This is a genomic window from Herbiconiux dendrobii (assembly GCF_052048175.1).
Lineage (GTDB): Bacteria > Actinomycetota > Actinomycetes > Actinomycetales > Microbacteriaceae > Herbiconiux.
Map to the genome: position 1 here is coordinate 20,012 of NZ_JBLZQV010000006.1, position 17,132 is coordinate 37,143.

General features: G+C 70.7%; 18 protein-coding genes. 12 read left to right on the forward strand and 6 right to left on the reverse strand.

Annotation, left to right across the window (positions count from 1 at the left end; genetic code table 11):
* Positions 1-6: 6 nt before the first annotated feature.
* The 5 genes from ACN4JJ_RS17015 to mutM all read left to right on the forward strand — a co-directional run bounded on the left by ACN4JJ_RS17015 (position 7) and on the right by mutM (position 3,139).
* Positions 7-555 (forward strand): hypothetical protein, encoded by a 549-nt coding sequence (locus tag ACN4JJ_RS17015; RefSeq protein ID WP_440711089.1) that lies wholly within the window; start codon positions 7-9, stop codon positions 553-555.
* An 84-nt stretch (positions 556-639) separates the two neighbouring features.
* Positions 640-1,134, forward strand: coding sequence for a YceD family protein (locus ACN4JJ_RS17020; protein ID WP_440711251.1), 495 nt, complete (start codon positions 640-642; stop codon positions 1,132-1,134).
* Between the two features lie 68 nt (positions 1,135-1,202).
* Entirely contained in the window at positions 1,203-1,406 is a 204-nt protein-coding gene (rpmF, locus tag ACN4JJ_RS17025; protein WP_440711090.1) for a 50S ribosomal protein L32, read from the forward strand.
* Between the two features lie 22 nt (positions 1,407-1,428).
* Complete coding sequence (gene rnc, locus ACN4JJ_RS17030) at positions 1,429-2,172, forward strand: ribonuclease III (RefSeq protein ID WP_440711091.1); 744 nt, start codon at positions 1,429-1,431, stop codon at positions 2,170-2,172.
* On the forward strand, positions 2,165-3,139 hold the full coding sequence (gene mutM, locus ACN4JJ_RS17035; protein ID WP_440711092.1) for a bifunctional DNA-formamidopyrimidine glycosylase/DNA-(apurinic or apyrimidinic site) lyase: 975 nt from the start codon (positions 2,165-2,167) through the stop codon (positions 3,137-3,139). The genes rnc and mutM overlap by 8 nt, the downstream gene beginning before the upstream one ends.
* 96 nt (positions 3,140-3,235) lie before the next feature.
* Here the strand turns inward: mutM and ACN4JJ_RS17040 are convergent, their stop codons facing one another.
* Positions 3,236-3,964: a YoaK family protein gene (locus ACN4JJ_RS17040; RefSeq protein WP_440711093.1), complete on the reverse strand. Its 729-nt coding sequence runs from the start codon at positions 3,962-3,964 to the stop codon at positions 3,236-3,238.
* A gap of 234 nt (positions 3,965-4,198) precedes the next feature.
* Between ACN4JJ_RS17040 and ACN4JJ_RS17045 the strand changes: the two genes are divergently transcribed.
* Both ACN4JJ_RS17045 and ACN4JJ_RS17050 read left to right on the forward strand, forming a co-directional pair.
* Positions 4,199-5,290: an acetamidase/formamidase family protein gene (locus tag ACN4JJ_RS17045; protein WP_440711094.1), complete on the forward strand. Its 1,092-nt coding sequence runs from the start codon at positions 4,199-4,201 to the stop codon at positions 5,288-5,290.
* Between the two features lie 102 nt (positions 5,291-5,392).
* Positions 5,393-7,228: an AtzH-like domain-containing protein gene (locus ACN4JJ_RS17050; RefSeq protein ID WP_440711095.1), complete on the forward strand. Its 1,836-nt coding sequence runs from the start codon at positions 5,393-5,395 to the stop codon at positions 7,226-7,228.
* Positions 7,229-7,258: 30 nt separating this feature from the next.
* On the opposite strand, the gene ACN4JJ_RS17055 is transcribed toward ACN4JJ_RS17050, so the two are convergent.
* Positions 7,259-8,452: an acyltransferase family protein gene (locus tag ACN4JJ_RS17055; RefSeq protein WP_440711096.1), complete on the reverse strand. Its 1,194-nt coding sequence runs from the start codon at positions 8,450-8,452 to the stop codon at positions 7,259-7,261.
* Between the two features lie 190 nt (positions 8,453-8,642).
* Between ACN4JJ_RS17055 and ACN4JJ_RS17060 the strand changes: the two genes are divergently transcribed.
* From ACN4JJ_RS17060 to ACN4JJ_RS17070, 3 genes are read left to right on the forward strand one after another with little or no spacing between them, the layout of a single operon-like run.
* Complete coding sequence (locus ACN4JJ_RS17060; RefSeq protein WP_440711097.1) at positions 8,643-9,833, forward strand: pyridoxal-phosphate-dependent aminotransferase family protein; 1,191 nt, start codon at positions 8,643-8,645, stop codon at positions 9,831-9,833.
* A complete protein-coding gene (locus ACN4JJ_RS17065; RefSeq protein ID WP_440711098.1) occupies positions 9,833-11,095 on the forward strand; it encodes an allantoate amidohydrolase in 1,263 nt (420 codons plus the stop codon). The genes ACN4JJ_RS17060 and ACN4JJ_RS17065 overlap by 1 nt, the downstream gene beginning before the upstream one ends.
* Positions 11,092-11,949 carry a MurR/RpiR family transcriptional regulator gene (locus ACN4JJ_RS17070; protein ID WP_440711099.1) on the forward strand — a complete coding sequence of 286 codons (858 nt, stop codon included), beginning with the start codon at positions 11,092-11,094 and terminating at the stop codon, positions 11,947-11,949. The genes ACN4JJ_RS17065 and ACN4JJ_RS17070 overlap by 4 nt, the downstream gene beginning before the upstream one ends.
* A 215-nt stretch (positions 11,950-12,164) precedes the next feature.
* Here the strand turns inward: ACN4JJ_RS17070 and ACN4JJ_RS17075 are convergent, their stop codons facing one another.
* Entirely contained in the window at positions 12,165-12,818 is a 654-nt protein-coding gene (locus ACN4JJ_RS17075; RefSeq protein ID WP_440711100.1) for an NADPH-dependent F420 reductase, read from the reverse strand.
* Positions 12,819-12,881: 63 nt separating this feature from the next.
* Positions 12,882-13,574 carry a nucleotidyltransferase family protein gene (locus ACN4JJ_RS17080; RefSeq protein ID WP_440711101.1) on the reverse strand — a complete coding sequence of 231 codons (693 nt, stop codon included), beginning with the start codon at positions 13,572-13,574 and terminating at the stop codon, positions 12,882-12,884.
* A gap of 48 nt (positions 13,575-13,622) precedes the next feature.
* On the opposite strand from ACN4JJ_RS17080, the gene uraD reads away from it, so the two are divergent.
* Both uraD and uraH read left to right on the forward strand, forming a co-directional pair.
* Positions 13,623-14,141, forward strand: coding sequence for a 2-oxo-4-hydroxy-4-carboxy-5-ureidoimidazoline decarboxylase (gene uraD, locus ACN4JJ_RS17085; protein ID WP_440711102.1), 519 nt, complete (start codon positions 13,623-13,625; stop codon positions 14,139-14,141).
* Between the two features lie 28 nt (positions 14,142-14,169).
* On the forward strand, positions 14,170-14,520 hold the full coding sequence (gene uraH, locus ACN4JJ_RS17090; RefSeq protein ID WP_440711103.1) for a hydroxyisourate hydrolase: 351 nt from the start codon (positions 14,170-14,172) through the stop codon (positions 14,518-14,520).
* Between the two features lie 114 nt (positions 14,521-14,634).
* Here uraH and pucL read toward each other — a convergent pair whose 3' ends face one another.
* Together pucL and allB are read right to left on the reverse strand one after the other, a co-directional pair.
* Positions 14,635-15,555 carry a factor-independent urate hydroxylase gene (gene pucL / locus ACN4JJ_RS17095; RefSeq protein WP_440711104.1) on the reverse strand — a complete coding sequence of 307 codons (921 nt, stop codon included), beginning with the start codon at positions 15,553-15,555 and terminating at the stop codon, positions 14,635-14,637.
* A 127-nt stretch (positions 15,556-15,682) separates the two neighbouring features.
* Complete coding sequence (allB, locus tag ACN4JJ_RS17100; protein WP_440711105.1) at positions 15,683-17,047, reverse strand: allantoinase AllB; 1,365 nt, start codon at positions 17,045-17,047, stop codon at positions 15,683-15,685.
* Positions 17,048-17,132 lie beyond the last annotated feature (85 nt).

A 17,132-nucleotide genomic window follows, 5' to 3' on the forward strand; every position in this document is an offset into this window, starting at 1 on the left:
CGAGGAATGATCCGGAAAAAGTTCACCCCTAACCGCACGGCGGCGATCGCCCTGGTCGTCGGAGTCGTGTTCGTCGTACTCGCCGTGACCGCCGTCCTCCTTCTGGTGTTCGGGCAGGAGGAGAGTCGGCGCACCGTCGGCAAAGTGTTCGCCCTCGCCCCCGTGATGGGGCTGCTCGGTCTTCTCGGCATCGGCCTCGGCATTCGGGCGGCATTCCATCGCGTGTGCCGGGCGTGCACTGCGCGCGTGGAAGAGCTGCCTGATCTCGCTTATGCCGCAGCCGACGGTCCCGAGCTGGTTCGTGCCATCACCCACGCGGACTGGGCGGCTGCGCAGGCGCTGACTCCCGTGGAGAAGCGCAAGATCCTGCCGTCGAAGGCCACGCCGAACACGGTGGTGGTGAATCCAGAGGCGTGCACCGGGTGCGGAAAGGCGGGGTGGGTGAGTGCCTATCGTGCCGGCGCGGAGATCCCGGATGCCGTGCAGCTCATCTCCGGGCGCGAGGCCGACGGTGCAGAGCTCTCCCGCCTCGTGAGCGGCCCCGGGGGTCGCTGACTCGGGTAGAATCTCGTAGTGAGCACATTCAAGAAGACCCCTTTCACGGTCAACGTGCGCGACCTCCTCCACAAGCCGGGGGAGATGCGCGAGCACTCCTTCGACGTGGCGGTGAAAGAGAAGCTGGGCGAAGGCCTGGTGGCCGTTCAGGCCGGCGAAGAACTGCATGTCGACGTGCGCCTCGAGTCGGTGCACGAGGGCATCCTGGTGAGTGCCGAGGTCTCCAGCGAGGCCGACGGGGAGTGCGGGCGATGCCTGCGCGAGATCACTCTGCCTGTCGAAGTCGAATTCCAGGAGCTTTTCGCGTATTCTTCTGACGAAGCTTTCGATCACGAGGTTCACGACGACCATGTCGATCTCGAACCTCTGATCAGGGATACGGTGGTTTTGTCGCTGCCGTTCCAGCCGGTGTGCACGCCGGATTGCCCAGGCCTCGACCCGGTGACGGGCGAGCGACTGGCCGATCAGCCGGCGGCCCCTGCACCCGAAGCGATCGATCCGAGATGGTCGGCGCTGGCCGGACTGACTGGGTCTGGAAATACGGCAGCTTCCACAGACACGGACTCCGACGAAAACTAGTCGCGGGTCCACGAACCCCGGCCGTGTGCTGAACAGCGCAGGGCAGGCCGAGAAGAAGAGAGAAAATCATGGCGGTTCCGAAGCGGAAGCAGTCACGCTCCAACACCCACGCGCGTCGTTCGCAGTGGAAGGCCGAGGTCCCCACGCTCGTCAAGACCATCGAGAACGGCAAGACCACCTACAGCCTCCCGCACCGCGCGAAGGTCGTCGAAGACTCCGCGGGCACCCCGCTGTTCATGGAGTACAAGGGCCGCAAGGTCGCCGACGTTTAGTAGTTCTCTGAGAGGTGCGACCGTGTCTTCCGACTACACCGAAGACCGGTCGCACCTTTTGGCGACCCTGCAGATCGCGCTCGACGCCGACCTGCTCGATCTCGCGCTGACCCATCGCTCGTATTCCTACGAGCACGGCGGCATCCCCACGAACGAGCGCCTCGAGTTCCTCGGCGACTCCATCCTGGGCCAAGCCGTGACGGTGATGCTCTACACGACGTTCACGGATCTCGACGAGGGCGAGCTCGCCAAACGTCGGGCCTCGCTGGTGTCGACCGTCGCGCTCGCCGAGATCGCCCGCACCATCGGGCTCGGGGCCTACCTCAAGCTCGGTCGCGGCGAAGAGCTCACCGGGGGCCGCGACAAGGCCTCGCTGCTCGCCGACACCATGGAGGCGCTGATCGGCGCCACCTACCTCGATCAGGGTCCGGATGTCGCGACCGCGCTCGTGCTGAGGCTCGTGTCGCCGCTGGCGAACGACCCGCTGCGCTTCGGCATCTCGATGGATCCGAAGACCTCCCTGCAGGAGCGGGCCGCCCAGCTGGGCTACGAGGCCCCGGTGTACGAGATCCAGGAGAGCGGGCCCGACCACCGCAAGACCTTCGAGGCCACCGTGTCGGTGCGCGCGGTGTCCGACGGGTCCACGGTCGCCGCCTCGGGCAGCGGGTCGAGCAAGAAGCAGGCCGAGTCGCTCGCTGCCGCGGCGGCGTTCGCCCTGCTCGGCGGTGCCGCGGGCGCTCCCGCAGGTACCGGATCCGGTGCCTGAGCTCCCCGAGGTCGAGGTCGTCCGCGCCGGCCTCGAGCCCGCCGTCTCGGGCGCGCTGATCACGGGCGTCGAGGTGTTCGACCAGCGGTCGCTCAAGCGGCACAGTCCTCTCGAGGGGTCGTTCGAGGCTCTGCTGACCGGGCGCCGGATGCTCGCGGCTGGTCGCCGGGGCAAGTTCCTGTGGTTCCCGCTGTCGGCGCCGAAGACCGCCGAGGCCGGCTCCCACCCCGATGCCGACGAGCGCGCTCTCGTCGCTCACCTCGGGATGAGCGGACAGGTGCTGCTGCGCACGCCGGGCGTCGAGGAAGACGGCCTGCTGCGCATCCGGCTGCAGATCGAGCATCCGGAGCACGGCGAGTTCTGGGTGAACTTCGTCGACCAGCGGATCTTCGGGTCGATGGCCGTCGACCGCCTCCTGCTCACGCCCGACGGGCATCCCGGCGGCTACTTCGGGTTCGGTGCCGGGCGGGACGGCGCGACCGGATGGGCGCGCGTGCCGTCGCAGGTCGCGCACATCGCGCGCGATCCGCTCGACCCCGCCTTCGACGACGAGCGCTTCTTTGCAGCTCTGGGCCGCAAGCGCACCGGCATCAAGCGCGCCCTGCTCGATCAGACCCTGATCTCCGGCATCGGCAACATCTACGCCGACGAATCGCTCTGGGCGGCCCGCCTGCACTACGAGTACCCCTCCGACAAGCTGGCCAAGCCGCGGATGCGCGAACTGCTCGCCGAGGTGCGGATCGTGCTGGAGAAGGCGCTGGCCGAGGGCGGAACGAGCTTCGACGCGCAGTACGTGAACGTGAACGGCGCGTCGGGCTACTTCTCGCACAGCCTGAATGCCTATGGCCAGCAGGGCAAGCCGTGCCCGCGTTGCGGCACGCCGATCGTGCGCGAGCAGTTCATGAACCGCTCCTCGCACCTCTGCCCGCGCTGCCAGCGCCCCTTCCGCGCCCGCACGCCGCGCTGAAGCGGTAGTCGGTCAGCGGATGCAGATTTCGGGCTGACCGACGCCGTATAGGGGGTCGGTCAGCGAAATTTCTGCATCCGCTGACCGGATGGCCTCTCAGGCGGCGGCCTCGGCCGGGGCGGGGGCGGATGCCGGCGCGGGGGTGTGCTTCACGTGGGCGGCGATGTGGCCGAGCAGGGCGGCGATCAGCGTGATGAGGGCGGCGACGGCCACGCCCCAGCCGATGTGCAGCATGAGCAGAAGGGCGCCCACGCCGGCGCCCGCGGCGATCAGCACGATGGCGGCCGCCCGGCGGAACCAGGGCTGGCCTTTGCCCCCGGCGAGCCGGGAGTCGGCGGCGAAACCGGTGATCGTGGACGTGACCACCACGGTCGTGACATCCTTCACCGCGATGTGGCGGGCCGTGGCCGCCTGCATGCCCATCGCGGCGGCGAGGAGCACCGTGATGATGAGCTCCCAGGGCTGCGGCGGTTTGCCGTTCAGCACGAACAGGGCGATGGCGAGTCCGGCGAGCACGGCGCCCACGACGGCGAAGAGCCAGGTGGTGCGGGTCGTCCAGCCGGCCTTGACGGGGCGCAGCACCCGCCCGCCGATGACGGCGCCCAGCATGAAGGCGAACAGCGCGAGCAGCGGGCCGACCCAGGGCAGGTCGTCGGCACCGGCGAGGGCCATGCCCAGGATGACGACGTTTCCGGTCATGTTGCCGGCGAACACCTTGTCCAGACCGAGGTAGCCCACCGCATCCACGACCCCGGTGGAGAAGGTGAGGGCGAGCATCAGCCCGAGGTGCAGGTTGTCGCGCTTGGCGCGGAGTCTGGTGAGCACTGTCGTTCCCGTCGGTGAGTTGTGTGAATCAAAGCCGATGCACGTTTCGGTCATGTAAAAGATTCCGGAGGAGTTGCCGGAGGATGCCGCAGAGTTCCCGGGCGGGCGTGCCGACGATGCCCTGAAACGGTAGCCGCTCGGCCGGGGCCCGTGCAAACGGGCGCTACTCTCGGGTTGTCGGCGCGCCCACGGAGTGCCCTGCTGCGCCGAGAGCACGTGAGGAGAGGTGACCGCATGTCGATGTCGGCCGCACTGCAGCCCGGCGCGGGGGAGATCCGCGCCACCGAATACCTCGCGGCGACCCGCGACAACGTGCTCTGGGGCCGGCTGCCCTGCGCGAGCGATCGTGCGGTGCTCGAGATCGATCCGGGAACCGAGGTGACGATCGACACCCTCAGCCACGAGGGCATCCTGGAGGACCAGGGCCGCAATCCGGCCGGGTTCTTCGCGGCGCACGGGGTGGACCGCGACTTCGTGCTGTCGGACGCGATCGGGCTGGCCGCCTCCGACTACCCGCGGCACGCATCCGATGGACCCCACGTGGTGACGGGGCCGATCGCGATCCGCGGGGCCCGGCCGGGCGACCTGCTGAAGATGACGGTGCTGGAGACCACTCCGCGGGTGCCCTACGGGGTCATCTCGAACCGGCACGGCAAGGGCGCGCTCGTGGGCGAGCATCCGCTGGGCCCCGACAACGTGAGCGTGTTCGCCGAGCTGCAGGACACCCTCGAAGGCACCCGCATCGGGGCACTGCCGCTCGTGCCCGGTGGCGACCCCGTGGTGCGCTTTCCGCTCGCACCGTTCCTCGGCATCATGGGGGTCGCGGTGTCGGGCGACCAGCGACCGCACTCGGTGCCGCCGGGAGCGCACGGGGGGAACATCGACATCAACGTGCTGACCGTGGGATCGGCGCTGTACCTGCCCGTGCAGGTGCCGGGCGCGCTCGCCTACGTGGGCGACCCGCACTTCGCGCAGGGCGACGGCGAGGTGGCGCTCACGGCGATGGAGGCCTCGCTGCGGGTGACCGTGCGGTTCGACCTGCTAGCCCGCTCGGACGCCGAGGCCGAGTTCGGCGCGATCGCCGGGCCGATGGCGGAGACGAGCGAGTTCTTGGTGCCCACCGGCATGGACGAAGACCTCGACGTGGCCGTGCAGAACTGTGTACGGGCCGCGCTCGCGCTGCTGGAGGCGCGCTACGGCATGGATCGCGCGCTGGCTTACGCCTACCTCAGCGCCGCCACCGACTTCAACATCTCGCAGGTCGTCGACATCGTGAAGGGCGTGCACGCGCGCATCCGGGTGTCCGACTTCGCCGGGGTGCGCTGAGCGCTTGCCACGCTGAGCGCTTCGTACGCTGAGCCCGGCTCGCGCCGGACCGGACGAGACAGGATGCGGCCCCGCGGCCGCCCAGACCAGGAGAGAACCGCAATGCCCGAGCACGCCATCCCGGCCGGAGTCACCACCATCGACGGCGCCCTGGAGCCCGCTGCGCTCGACGAGCTGCTGCTCGCGTTCCGCGGCTACGAGAGCGCTCTGATGGCCAACGATCTCGAGGTGCTCGACCGCTCGTTCGCGCGCGGTGCGTCGACGCTTCGGGGGGATGCCTCGGGGCTGCTCGTGGGGCACGACCGGATCAGCGCGTTCCGCGGGCTGCGCGGGGGCCTGCCGCCGCGCACGATCACCGAGGTGCATCTGCGGGTGATCGGCCCCGAGGCGGTGCTCATCGTGTCGGTGAGTGCACCGGTGAAGGGGGGCTCGGGTCTGCAGACCCAGCTGTGGGAGCGGCGCGAGGGGGCGTGGGTGATCTCGGCCGCGCACGTGCACGGAGCGCCGCCCGCGCTGAACGGCTCGGTGTGGCGGGTGGCCGGGGTTCCGCTGGTGCCGGCGGTGCCTCCGGTGCCGGCGCTGCCGCTGGGCGCAGCCGCTGCGTCGGGTGAGGCGGGTCCCGGCGGTGGCGTGGCCCGCGTGGCAGCCGGCGACGACGGTGGCGGTGCCAAGCCGCGTGCGCTCGAGGGGATGACCGTCGCGGTGAAAGACCTCTACGCCGTGGCGGGCTTCGCTATCGGCGCGGGGATTCCGCAATACCTCGCCGAGGCGCCGGTGCAGACGCAGGATGCCGCGGCGGTGGCCGCAGTCCGGGCCGGGGGAGCCGCGCTGCAGGGCATCGCCCAGACCGACGAGTTCGCGTACAGCATCGCCGGGCGCAACGTGCACTACGGCACCCCGCCGAACGTGGCGGTGCCCGGGGCCATCCCGGGCGGTTCCTCCAGTGGTCCCGCGGCCGCGGTGGCCCTCGGCCAGGCGACGATCGGGCTGGCGACCGACACGGCGGGCTCGATCCGCGTGCCCGCCTCGTACAACGGACTCTGGGGTCTGCGCACCTCGCACGGCTCGGTGAGCGCCGAGGGTCTGCTGCCGCTCGCGCCGAGCTTCGACAGCATCGGCTGGCTGACGCGCTCGGCCGCGGCGTTGCGGGCGGCGGCCGCGGTGTCTTTCGCGGGTGCCCCCGGGGCGACGGCGGTCGCCGGCGTGCCGGGCGCCGCAGGTGGTGGGATCGTCGGCGTGCACGGGGACGCGGCGGGCTTTGACGGTGCGACGAACGCTGCGGAGGGTGGCCGTGTGGGTGCACCCGGAGGCGGCGGGGCGAGCGGGCTCCAGGCCAGGTTCGTGGTCGACCCCGGACTGCTCGAGGGGTGCGACGAGACGGTCCGCGCGGCGTTCTCCGGGCTCGTCGACGGACCACGGGCAGCCGAGCTGTTCGGCGTGATCGAACAGGTCGATCTGGGGGACCTCGATGCGCTGTTCGCCGCCTTCCGGACGGTGCAGGCCGCCGAGGCCTGGCGGGAGCACGGCGACTGGATCACCGCCCACCCGGGCGTGCTCGGACCGGACATCGCCGAGCGATTCGATGTCGCCTCCGCGGTGGACGCCGATGCCGAGGCCGCCGGGCGCGCCCACCTGGCCGACGCACGCGAACGGCTCGACACCGTGCTCGCCGGGCGCATCCTGCTGCTCCCCTCGGCCTCCTCGGCGGCACCGGCGCTGAACGCGCCCGCCGAGACGATCGCGGGCGTGCGCGCGGCCACCCTGCGGATGACCTCGGTGGCCGGAACGGGCGGCTATCCCGCCGTCTCGGCCCCCGTGCTCTCGGTGCCCGCTCCGGGCGGCCGCGCCCCGCTCGGCCTGTGCCTGGTGGGCCCGCGGGGTTCCGACCTCGCCCTCATCGACGTGGCGGCACAAGTGGCGGAGCTCCTCCGTGCCTGACCCACCGCGATCCCTTCCCTCGCCGACCCGTCACTTCGTCCCGTTCCGAGGCGTCGAAAGCGGGACATTCTGACGGGTCGATGCCGGGTTGCGGCGGAGCGACTGCGATAAACGGTGCGCGGGGCGCTCGACGAAGAGCGCGAAGAGCGCGGCCGCCGGGAAGCACAGGAGCAGCGCGATCAGCACGGTGCCGGGCGCACTGCCGAACAGCCTCACGGCGCCCACCAGGATCGGCTCGTGCACGAGGTACAGGCTGAACGAGATCGCACCGAGCCAGCGCACGGGGCGGCTGGTGGACATCCGGATCAGCGCCGGTGCCAGGCCCACCAGCACCACGACCAGCGTGACTCCGGCCAGAGCGGATGCCGTGTCGACGACGGTGAGCCACCCGGTATCGAGCCCGCTGCCGCGGAGGACCGATCCGACTGAGCACGACGCGACCGCCAGGGCGATCCCGGCGGCAGTGACGACCGTGGCGACCAGGGCGGGCACCCGCGGGGAGCCCGACGACGTGGGCGGTGTCGGGTGGTCCCGCATCCGTCGCCCGCCCGGGCTCTGGAGCCGGCGAGCCAGGCCGCTCAGCTGCGGCCAGCCGAGCGCGAGCGCCACCCCGATCGCGAACATCGGCAGGTAGAGCAGGATCTCGGAGCCGAGGCGCGCGCCGAGCGTGGCCAGGGCGATCCCCAGTGCGACCCCCGCGGCCGGCGGCACGCGCCGCAGCACGGCGATGTACAGCACGAGGAGGAGCGAGAACAGCACCTCCCACTGCAAGGTCCACAGCGGGGAGAGCGTGCCGCTCGTGCCCGCGACCAGCGTGGCGTCGGCGACGAGCCCGGCCGGTGTCATCCCGGGGGGATGCCCGTCGATCCACTGCCCGAGCCCCAGGTTCGCAACCCTCGGCGCGATCAGCAGGCTGGTGGCGGTGAGAGCCAGCGCCGCCCATACCGGGAGATACAGCCGGGCCAGGCGCGACAGCAGGTAGGCGCCGTAGTCGAAACCGGACCGGCCGGTGGCGAAGCGCGTGAGCACGAGCCCGGAGAGCACGAAGAACAGCCAGACGGCCTTGTTGCCGATCACCCCGACACCCTCGGCGACCTGCTGCAGGCCGGCGACGGTGAGAACCGGGTCGGCCAGCAGGATCAGACGGGCGTGCCCGAGCACGACCGTGAGCGCGGCCAGGCCACGCAGGCCGTCCAGCGAGGCGATCCGACTCGACGTGTTCATGGAGAGCGAGGCTAACAGAACATGAACAATGCTCAGGCACCATGACGAGGTCTGTGGATAAGATCCGCCCGTCCGAAACATGTGTGAAACGTCCGTTTCGTATGATGGCGACGACGAAACAAACTTTTCGATCACGCCGCGAGGAGACGACATCATCAGTCAGCCGATCAACCCGCCGCCCCGCCTTCTGATGGGCCCCGGCCCGATCAACGCCGACCCGCGCGTGCTCCGCGCCATGTCGGCGCAGCTGGTGGGCCAGTACGACCCGGCGATGACCGCCTACATGACCGAGACGATGGGCCTGTACCGCGAGGTCTTCAAGACCGCCAACGAGCAGACGCTGCTGATCGACGGCACGAGTCGCGCCGGCATCGAGGCCGCGATCGTGTCCCTCGTCACACCGGGCGACCGCGTGCTGGTGCCGGTCTTCGGGCGCTTCGGGCACCTGCTGCGCGAGATCGCCGAACGGGCGGGCGCCGAGGTGCACGTGATCGAGCGCGAGTGGGGCACGGTGTTCACGGCGGCCGAGATCGAGGAGGCGATCGTGCGCACCCAGCCCGCTCTGCTCGCGGTCGTGCACGGCGACACGAGCACCACGGTGGCGCAACCGCTCGAGGGGCTCGGTGAGCTCTGCGAGAAGCACGGCGTGCTGTTCTACACCGACGTCACCGCGAGCCTCGCCGGCAACGCCTTCGACACGGATGCCCTGGGCCTGGACGCCGTGACCGCCGGCCTGCAGAAATGCCTCGGCGGGCCCTCCGGGTCGGCTCCCGCGACCTTCTCGGCGAAGGCGGTTTCCGTGATCGAGAGCCGCAAGAGCATCGAGGCGGGGATCGCCGGCGACGACTCCGAGATCCGCGAGTCACGCATCCGTTCGAACTACTTCGACCTGGCGATGATCTTCGACTACTGGGGCGAGAAGCGCCTGAACCACCACACCGAGGCCACCACGATGCTCTACGGCGCGCGCGAGTGCGCCCGCCTGCTCGTGGAGGAGGGTCTGGATGCGGCCGTCGAGCGGCACCGCCTGCACGGCGCGGCGATGTTGGCGGGCGTGCGAGGTCTCGGCCTCGAGGTGTTCGGCGATCTCGCGGTGAAGATGAACAACGTCGTGGCCGTGCACATCCCTTCGGGCGTGAACGGCGACGCCTTGCGCGGTGAACTGCTCGAGGACTTCGGGATCGAGATCGGCACCTCGTTCGGGCCGCTGCACGGCAAGGTGTGGCGCATCGGCACCATGGGCTACAACGCCCGCAAGGATGCCGTGCTCAGCACGCTCGCCTCGCTCGAGCAGGTGCTGCGCCGGCAGGGGGCGTCCGTCACGGCCGGCGGGGGAGTGGGCGCCGCCTACGACGTGTACAGCGACGGATCGGTGGCCTGATGGCCGACATCCACGCCCTCGACGTTCCCGAGACCACGACCGCAGCCACCCTCCTCGCCCGCTGCGAGGAGCTCGCCACGCACAGCTCGCTGCCCGACGGGCTGATCGAGCGCGTGTACCTCTCGAAGGAGCACGCCGAGGTCAACGCGATCGCCGCCGACTGGATGCGCGCCGCCGGAATGACCACCTGGCAGGATGCGGCGGGCAACCTCTGCGGCCGGCTCGAGGGCGCGACGCCAGGGCTCCCGGCGCTGCTGCTCGGCAGCCACCTCGACACCGTGCCCTCGGCCGGCAAGTACGACGGCATCCTGGGCGTGCTGACCGCGATCGCCGTGGTGGAGCGGCTGCACGCCTCCGGGCGTGCGGCGACGCTGCCGTTCGCGGTGGAGGTCGTCGCCTTCGCCGACGAGGAGGGCACCCGCTTCGGGCGGGCGCTGCTCGGCAGCCGCGCGTATGCGGGCACCTGGGACGACGCCTGGTGGGAGCTCCGCGGCGAAGACGGCGTGACCCTCCGGGACGCCTTCGTGGCCTGGGGGCTCGACCCGGCGGCGATCGGCGAGGCCGCCCGCTCGCGCTCGGACTTCGTGGGCTACCTCGAAGCCCACATCGAGCAGGGCCCGTACCTCGAGGACGAGAACAAGGCGCTCGGCATCGTCTCCTCGATCGCCGGCGCCCGTCGCTTCCTGGTGACGATCATCGGCCGCGCCGGGCACTCCGGCACCCCCTACGAGCGGCGCCGCGACGCGCTCGCCGGGGCCGCGGATGCGATCATCGCCATCGAGCGGATCGCGCGATCCGCTCAGCTCATCGCGACCGTGGGGCACCTCGAGGTGTTCCCGGATGCGGTGAACGTCATCCCGGGCAAGGTGGAGTTCAGCCTCGACCTGCGCGGTGAGTACGACAGCGAGCGCGACCGCATCTGGACGGTGATCCAGGACATGCTGTCGGACATCTGCCGGCAGCGGCGACTGCGCTGGGAGAGCGTCGAGACGCACTCGGCGCCGGCCGCGGTGTGCAGTGCGCGGCTGCGCGGCGTGATCGCCGAGGGCATCCGCTCGACCGGCGACCGGCGGCCGATGTCGTTGTTCTCCAAGGCCGGGCACGACGCGATGGCGATCGCCGAGATCGCCGAGATCGGGATGCTCTTCGTGCGCTGCGAGGGCGGCGTGAGTCACAATCCCGAGGAGCGGGTGACGGCGGCGGACGTCGCGGCCACGATCGACGCCTTCGAGCACGCGGTATTGGCGCTGGCTCGCGCATGACGATCGAGACGGCCGCCGATGCGCCGATGAACATCGGGCAGCGGATCGACCGCTCGTACGGCGAGCTGTCGCCGCAGGAGCAGCGGGCGGCCGACTTCATTCTCGACCATCTCAGCGACCTGGCGATCTACTCGGGGACCGAGCTCGCGCAGCGCAGCGGGGTGTCGAAGGCGACCGTGTCGCGGTTGTTCCGGCGGCTCGGCTTCGAGAATGCGCAGGAGGTGCGGGAGCACGCGCGGTCGCTGCGGTCGCTGGGCGTTCCGGTGGGGGGATCCTCGCCCGGGGCATCCGCCGACCTGTCGGCCCATCTCGTGCGCGAGGTGGAGAACCTGCGGCGGTGTCTGGACGCGCTCGGCCCGCAGCGGCTCGAGCAGGCGACGGAGCTGCTGGTGCGCAGCCGCAGCGTGACCGTGGTGGGCCTGCGCAACAACTTCGCCCTCGCGCTGCACCTGCGCGAGCAGCTCGCGCAGGGCCGCGCCGGCGTGCACCTGGCGCCGCAGCCGGGGCAGACGATCGCCGAGGAGTTCGCGGAGCGGGACGCGCGCGACGTGGCCGTGGTGTTCGCCTTCCGGCGGCGAACCTCGGGCTTCGGCCGGCTCGTGGCCGGGATCGCCGCGCAGGGGGTGCCGATCGTCCTGATCGGCGACCCCTCGGCCCGCCGCTACTCGGAGTTCGCCGCGGTCTGGATCGAGTGCCCCATCGACAGCGTCTCCCCGCTGGACAGCTACGCGAGCGCCATGAGCGTGGTGAACGTGCTGGCCTCGAACGCCTTGGCCGCGCGCCCCCGCGACTCCCGCACCCGCATAGCCGCGATCAACGGCCTGTACGACGCCCTAGGTGAACTAGAGCTGTAGTTGTGCTTGTTGCCGGTCGCGCCGGGCTTCGCTCGGCGTGACCGGGCTGCGCCGGTCCTTGCCCGGCGCAGCGCGACATGTGAGCGCGCGGTCGAGGAACGCGGCCTTCGGTCGCATCCCTCGGCCACACGCTCACCTTGGGTCGTCGAGTACGGCCCGAGACCTGGGTGCCATAATTCTGTATAGCAGACAGGGGGCCGATCACTTCTGAGCTACTACCGGCTCCCGGCCTCGGCGAGCTTGGCCACGGCCTCCGTCGCGTTCATCCGCACCACGTACGCCGGGCGGTCGCGCTCGAAGCGCCAGCCTTCGGAGAGGGGGCCGGCGTCGACGGCGTCGAAGCCGAACTCGTCGAGCAGGGTGGTGACCGTGGCCTTCGCGGCGGCGTCGTCGCCGGCGATCGGGAGGGCACGGCGGTCGTCGCTGCCCGAAGGCGATCCGCTGGTCGTCAGGTCGGCGGCCATGATGTTGTTGAAGGCCTTGACGACGGTGGCGCCCGGGGCGTGCGCCTGCAGCATCTCGGAGACCGTCGTGCGACCCTCCTCGAGCTCGGCGATGCGGCCGTCGCGCTCGAAGTAGTAGTTGTTCGTGTCGATCACGATCTTGCCGGCCAGGGGAGCGGCCGGCACCTGGCGGTAGTTCTTGAGCGGCACGGTGACGACCACGAGGTCGCCGGCGGCCGCGGCTTCAGCGGCGGTGGCGGCGGAGGCCTGAGGTCCGAGTTCTTCGATCAGGTCGGCGAGCGTCTCGGGGCCGCGCGAGTTGCTGATGACGACGCGGTAGCCGTGCGCGACCGCGAGACGTGCGAGCTGGCTGCCGATGTTGCCGGCGCCGACGAGTCCGATGGTGGTGAGTCCTGTTGCTGTCATGTCTTCAGTCAACGCCGTCGTGCCGCAGATACTTCCGGAATGCAACGAAATCGCTGCGGATGCTCAGCCCGGCCCGTCGACGTCGTCGCCCCCGCCGAGGTCGGTGCAGTCGACCATCCGCACGCCGTGTTCGCGGAGGTAGGGGCGGGCTCCGGTGTCGCCGCGCAGGTGCTCCAGCAGGGGTGCGAGGTGCGCCGCGCCCAGGAACACCGGATGCCCGGGCCGGCCGTCGTAGGCCGCCTGGAGGAGGGCTGACGAGGTCGAAGCCGAAGTCGCTGTCGAAGTCGAAGCCGACGCCGAAGTCGCTCCCGGCGCGTCCGGCCTCCGGGCAGCATCAATGGCGGCACCGGCGGCGGCCGACAGGACACGGCGCACGGCGGCCGGCCGGAGTCCCGGCAGATCCACCAGGGAAACCAACGCGGAGGGCGGCGGCAGCTCCCGCAGGGCCTGCATCGCACGGACGCCCGCGCGAAGCGACGCGCTCTGGCCCAGTCGCCAGTCCTCTGCGACCACGACCGTGACGTGCTCGCGGAGCTCGGCCGGGATCAGGGACTCCGCCTCGGGTGCGGCTCCGAGCACCGCGACGATCCGCTCACAGCCGCCCTCGCGCAGCACCCGCACGCCGCGCGCGATCCACGGTTCGCCGTCGTCGCCGATCACGAGCGCCTTCGGCGTGCCCATCCTCCGGCCGGCGCCGGCGGCGAGCAGGATGCCGACGGCCTCCGGGGCCGCATCGCGGGTGGGACGGATGCTCATGACCTCATCGTAGGAGGCTCGCTCCCGGGCGCGCCCTAAGCTGGAATCATGGCGGAACCCACTGCAGCCCCCGACGGAACCGACGGACGCTCGGCCATGGTCGCCGACCTCCGCGAGGCACTGTTCTCGTGCCTCGGCGTCGATCGTTTCGCCGACGACGTGGCGGCCGGAGCTCCGTTCGCATCGAACGCCGACCTGCTCGCCCTCGCCGACCGCGTGGCGTCGTCGCTGACACCGGTCGAGGTCGACGCGGCCCTCGCGCACCACCCGCGCATCGGTGAGCGCGCCAGCGGTGAAGGGCGCTCGCAGACCTTCAGCCGCTCGGAGCAGTCGGCCGCCGAGGCCTCGGATGCGGATCTCGCCGAGGCGATCGCCGCCGGCAACGCCGCCTACGAGGCCCGCTTCGACCGCGTCTTCCTCATCCGCGCCGCTGGCCGCGACCGAGCCGAGATCCTCGCGGAGCTCACCCGCCGGCTCGAGCTCGACCCCGCCGAGGAGGCCGCCACCGTGGCATCCGAGCTCCACGACATCACGATGCTCCGCCTGCAGCAGCTCTACCCCGCCTGAACCCTTCGATGCGACCACAGGAGCACCCATGAACGCCACCGAGCGCAGCCACGTCACCACGCACGTCCTGGATTCCACCATCGGCAGGCCCGCCGCCGGGGTGCCCGTGATCCTGGAGCACGACGAGGTGGGGAACTGGGTGATGATCGGGTCGGCGGAGACGGATGCCGACGGGCGCGTGAACGTGCTGGGGCCGGTTCGGCTGGCGGTCGGCCGGTACCGCGTGAGCTTCGACACGGCGACGTACTTCGCCGAGCAAGAGGTGAGGGCGTTCTACCCCGAGGTGCAGATCACGTTCGAGCTGCACGACGCCGCCGCGCACTACCACGTGCCGCTGCTGCTGAGTCCCTTCGCGTACAGCACCTACCGCGGCAGCTGAGCCGTCCGGGGTGTGGCGGTGCGGTTCGAAATGGACGCAATTCAGGCATAGCGAGGCCGTATACGGGGTCGGTCTGCGATATTTGCGGCTTTTTGAACCGGACCGGGTCGGCGGCTAGGCGAAGCCGCCGGCGATGGTCCAGGCCGGGCCGGCGGGGGGAGCGTCGTCGCGGAGGACCGAGGCCTGGATGAGGCCGTAGGGGCGGTCGTCGGCGTTGAAGACCTCGTTGTCGTTGGCGACACCGAAGGGGGAGAGGTCGTAGAGGAAGTGGTGCTTGTTCGGCGCCGACATCCGGATCTCGGCCAGGAACGGGTAGGCCTCGAGCACGGCCTTGCCCATCTCGTAGAGGGTCTGCTGCAGGGCGAGCGAGTGCAGCGTGGCGAAGACCTCGATCATGATCTGCTTGATGCCGGCGTAGGTGGCCTCCCAGTCGAGGTCGGCCCAGCTGCCGTCGGGGGCGGTGAAGCGCCACTGCGCCACCAGCGAGGTGGCCATGATGCGGTCGTTCGTGGGCTGCAGGAGCGTGTACGAGTCTTCGAGGAAGTCGCTGAACTCGCTGCCGGTGGTCTTCAGCAGCACCAGCTCCTTGAAGCCGCCGATGATCCAGGTCTTCTGATCGGCACCCTTGCCCTCGATCGTGATGGCGGCGGTGCGCACCTCCTGGCCCTTGCGCACGAAGGTGAAGTCGTGCTCCGAGCCGCCGACCAGGGCACGCTCCCAGGCGTACTCCTCGATCTCGATCCGGGCGCCGGAGACCGGCTCGACGTCGTCGACGAAGTGCCGCGCGAGCGTGAGCCCGTAGGACTCGATCGACGTGAGGCCCTTCTCCTTCGCGTAGGAGTAGGCGGTCTGCTTCTGCGTGTCGGTGGGGAGCACCGAGCTCTGGTCGCCGACGAGGTGTGCGGCGTCGAAGGAGCCGCGGAGGGCGGTCGAGACGTTGACATCGTGGATCTCGTGCCGGGCCGAGTCGCGGTAGATCCGCACGATGCGGTTCTCCGCCTTGCCGTACTGGTGCGGGCCGAGGACGATTGCCATGCTCTCCTACTCACTGCGCGACGGGAGGGTGCGGGTGCGCGCCCGTCCAGTCTGGCGGCTGCGCCGAGACCGGAAGAGCGGATGCTGCACCCGGCCGCCGGAATTTACGTCCAATTTACGTACGGCATCACTCGCTGGAACGCGCGAGCAGCCGCCCCTGCGGCAGGCGGACGGAGGCGTCGTCTCCGAGCACGTGGACGACCGATCCGCCGAGCCAGGTGGTGTGCACCACCCCGTGCAGCGTGCGCCCGTCGTAGGCCGTGACCTTGTTCTTGTGTTCGAGCTGCTCGGCGTGCACCGCGAAGGACTCGTCGGGGGCGAAGTCGACGAGATCGGCGTCGGCACCGAGCGCGATCGACCCCTTCCGCTCGCCGAGCCCCACGAGGGCGGACGTGTTCAGCGCCATCCAGCCGAGGACGCGCTCCAGCGGGATGCCGCGCTCGCGCGCCGCCGTCCACACGGCCGGGAAGGCCAGCTGCAAACCCGAGATGCCGCCCCAGGCCTCCTGGAAGTCGCCGTTGCCGGCGAACTTCAGTTCGGCCGTCGAGGGCGAGTGGTCGGACGCGATCAGGTCGATCGTGCCGTCCAGCAGCGCCTCCCAGAGCAGGTCGCGGTTGCCCTCGTCGCGGATCGGCGGGCAGCACTTGAACTGCGTCGCGCCGTCGGGGATGTGCTCGGCCGCGAAGCTGAGGTAGTGCGGGCAGGTCTCGACCGTGAGCGGCAGGCCCTCGGCCTTCGCCGCGCGGATCTGCGCCAGCGCCCGGGCACTGGACAGGTGCAGGATGTGCGCTCGCGCCCCGGTAGCCCGCATACCCTCGATGACGTGCGCGATGGCATCCTCTTCGGCGAGCTCCGGGCGGGAGGCGACGAAGGCGAAGTAGTCCGGGCCGCCGTCGGCCGGCGCCTCGTCGAGCACCTCCGGGTCTTCGGCGTGCACGATCAGCAGGCCGCCGAAGCCGGCGATCTCCTCCAGGGCCGCGCGCAGCTGGGGGCCCGAGAGGTGCGGGAACTCGTCGACGCCCGAGGGGGAGAGGAAGGCCTTGAAGCCGAAGACCCCGTCGTTCCAGAGCGGCTCGAGCGTGCCGAGGCTCGACGGGATGGCCCCGCCCCAGAACCCCACGTCGACGCTCGCCTGCGGGGCGGCGGCCTCGCGCTTCACGGCGAGACCCTCGACGGTGGTGGTGGGCGGGATGCTGTTCAGCGGCATGTCGACGATGGTGGTGACCCCGCCCGCGGCCGCGGCACGGGTGGCGGTGGTGAACCCCTCCCACTCGGTGCGGCCCGGCTCGTTGACGTGCACGTGCGTGTCGACGATGCCGGGAATGAGCACGTGACCTTCGGGCAGCGTGACGACCTCGTGCGCCGGCACCTCCTCGTCGTACTCGGCGACGGCCGCCACGACGCCGTCGCGCACCGCGATCGTGGCCTCCCGCCAGCCCCCGTCGACGAACACCGATCGGGCACGGATCGCGAGGTCGTACAGCGGTGTCATGGCGGCTCCAGAGGTCGGGGTGATGGCGCTGTTCCAGCCTAAATGCGGGCACGCGGACGAAACACCGCTGTCACACCTCGCGGAT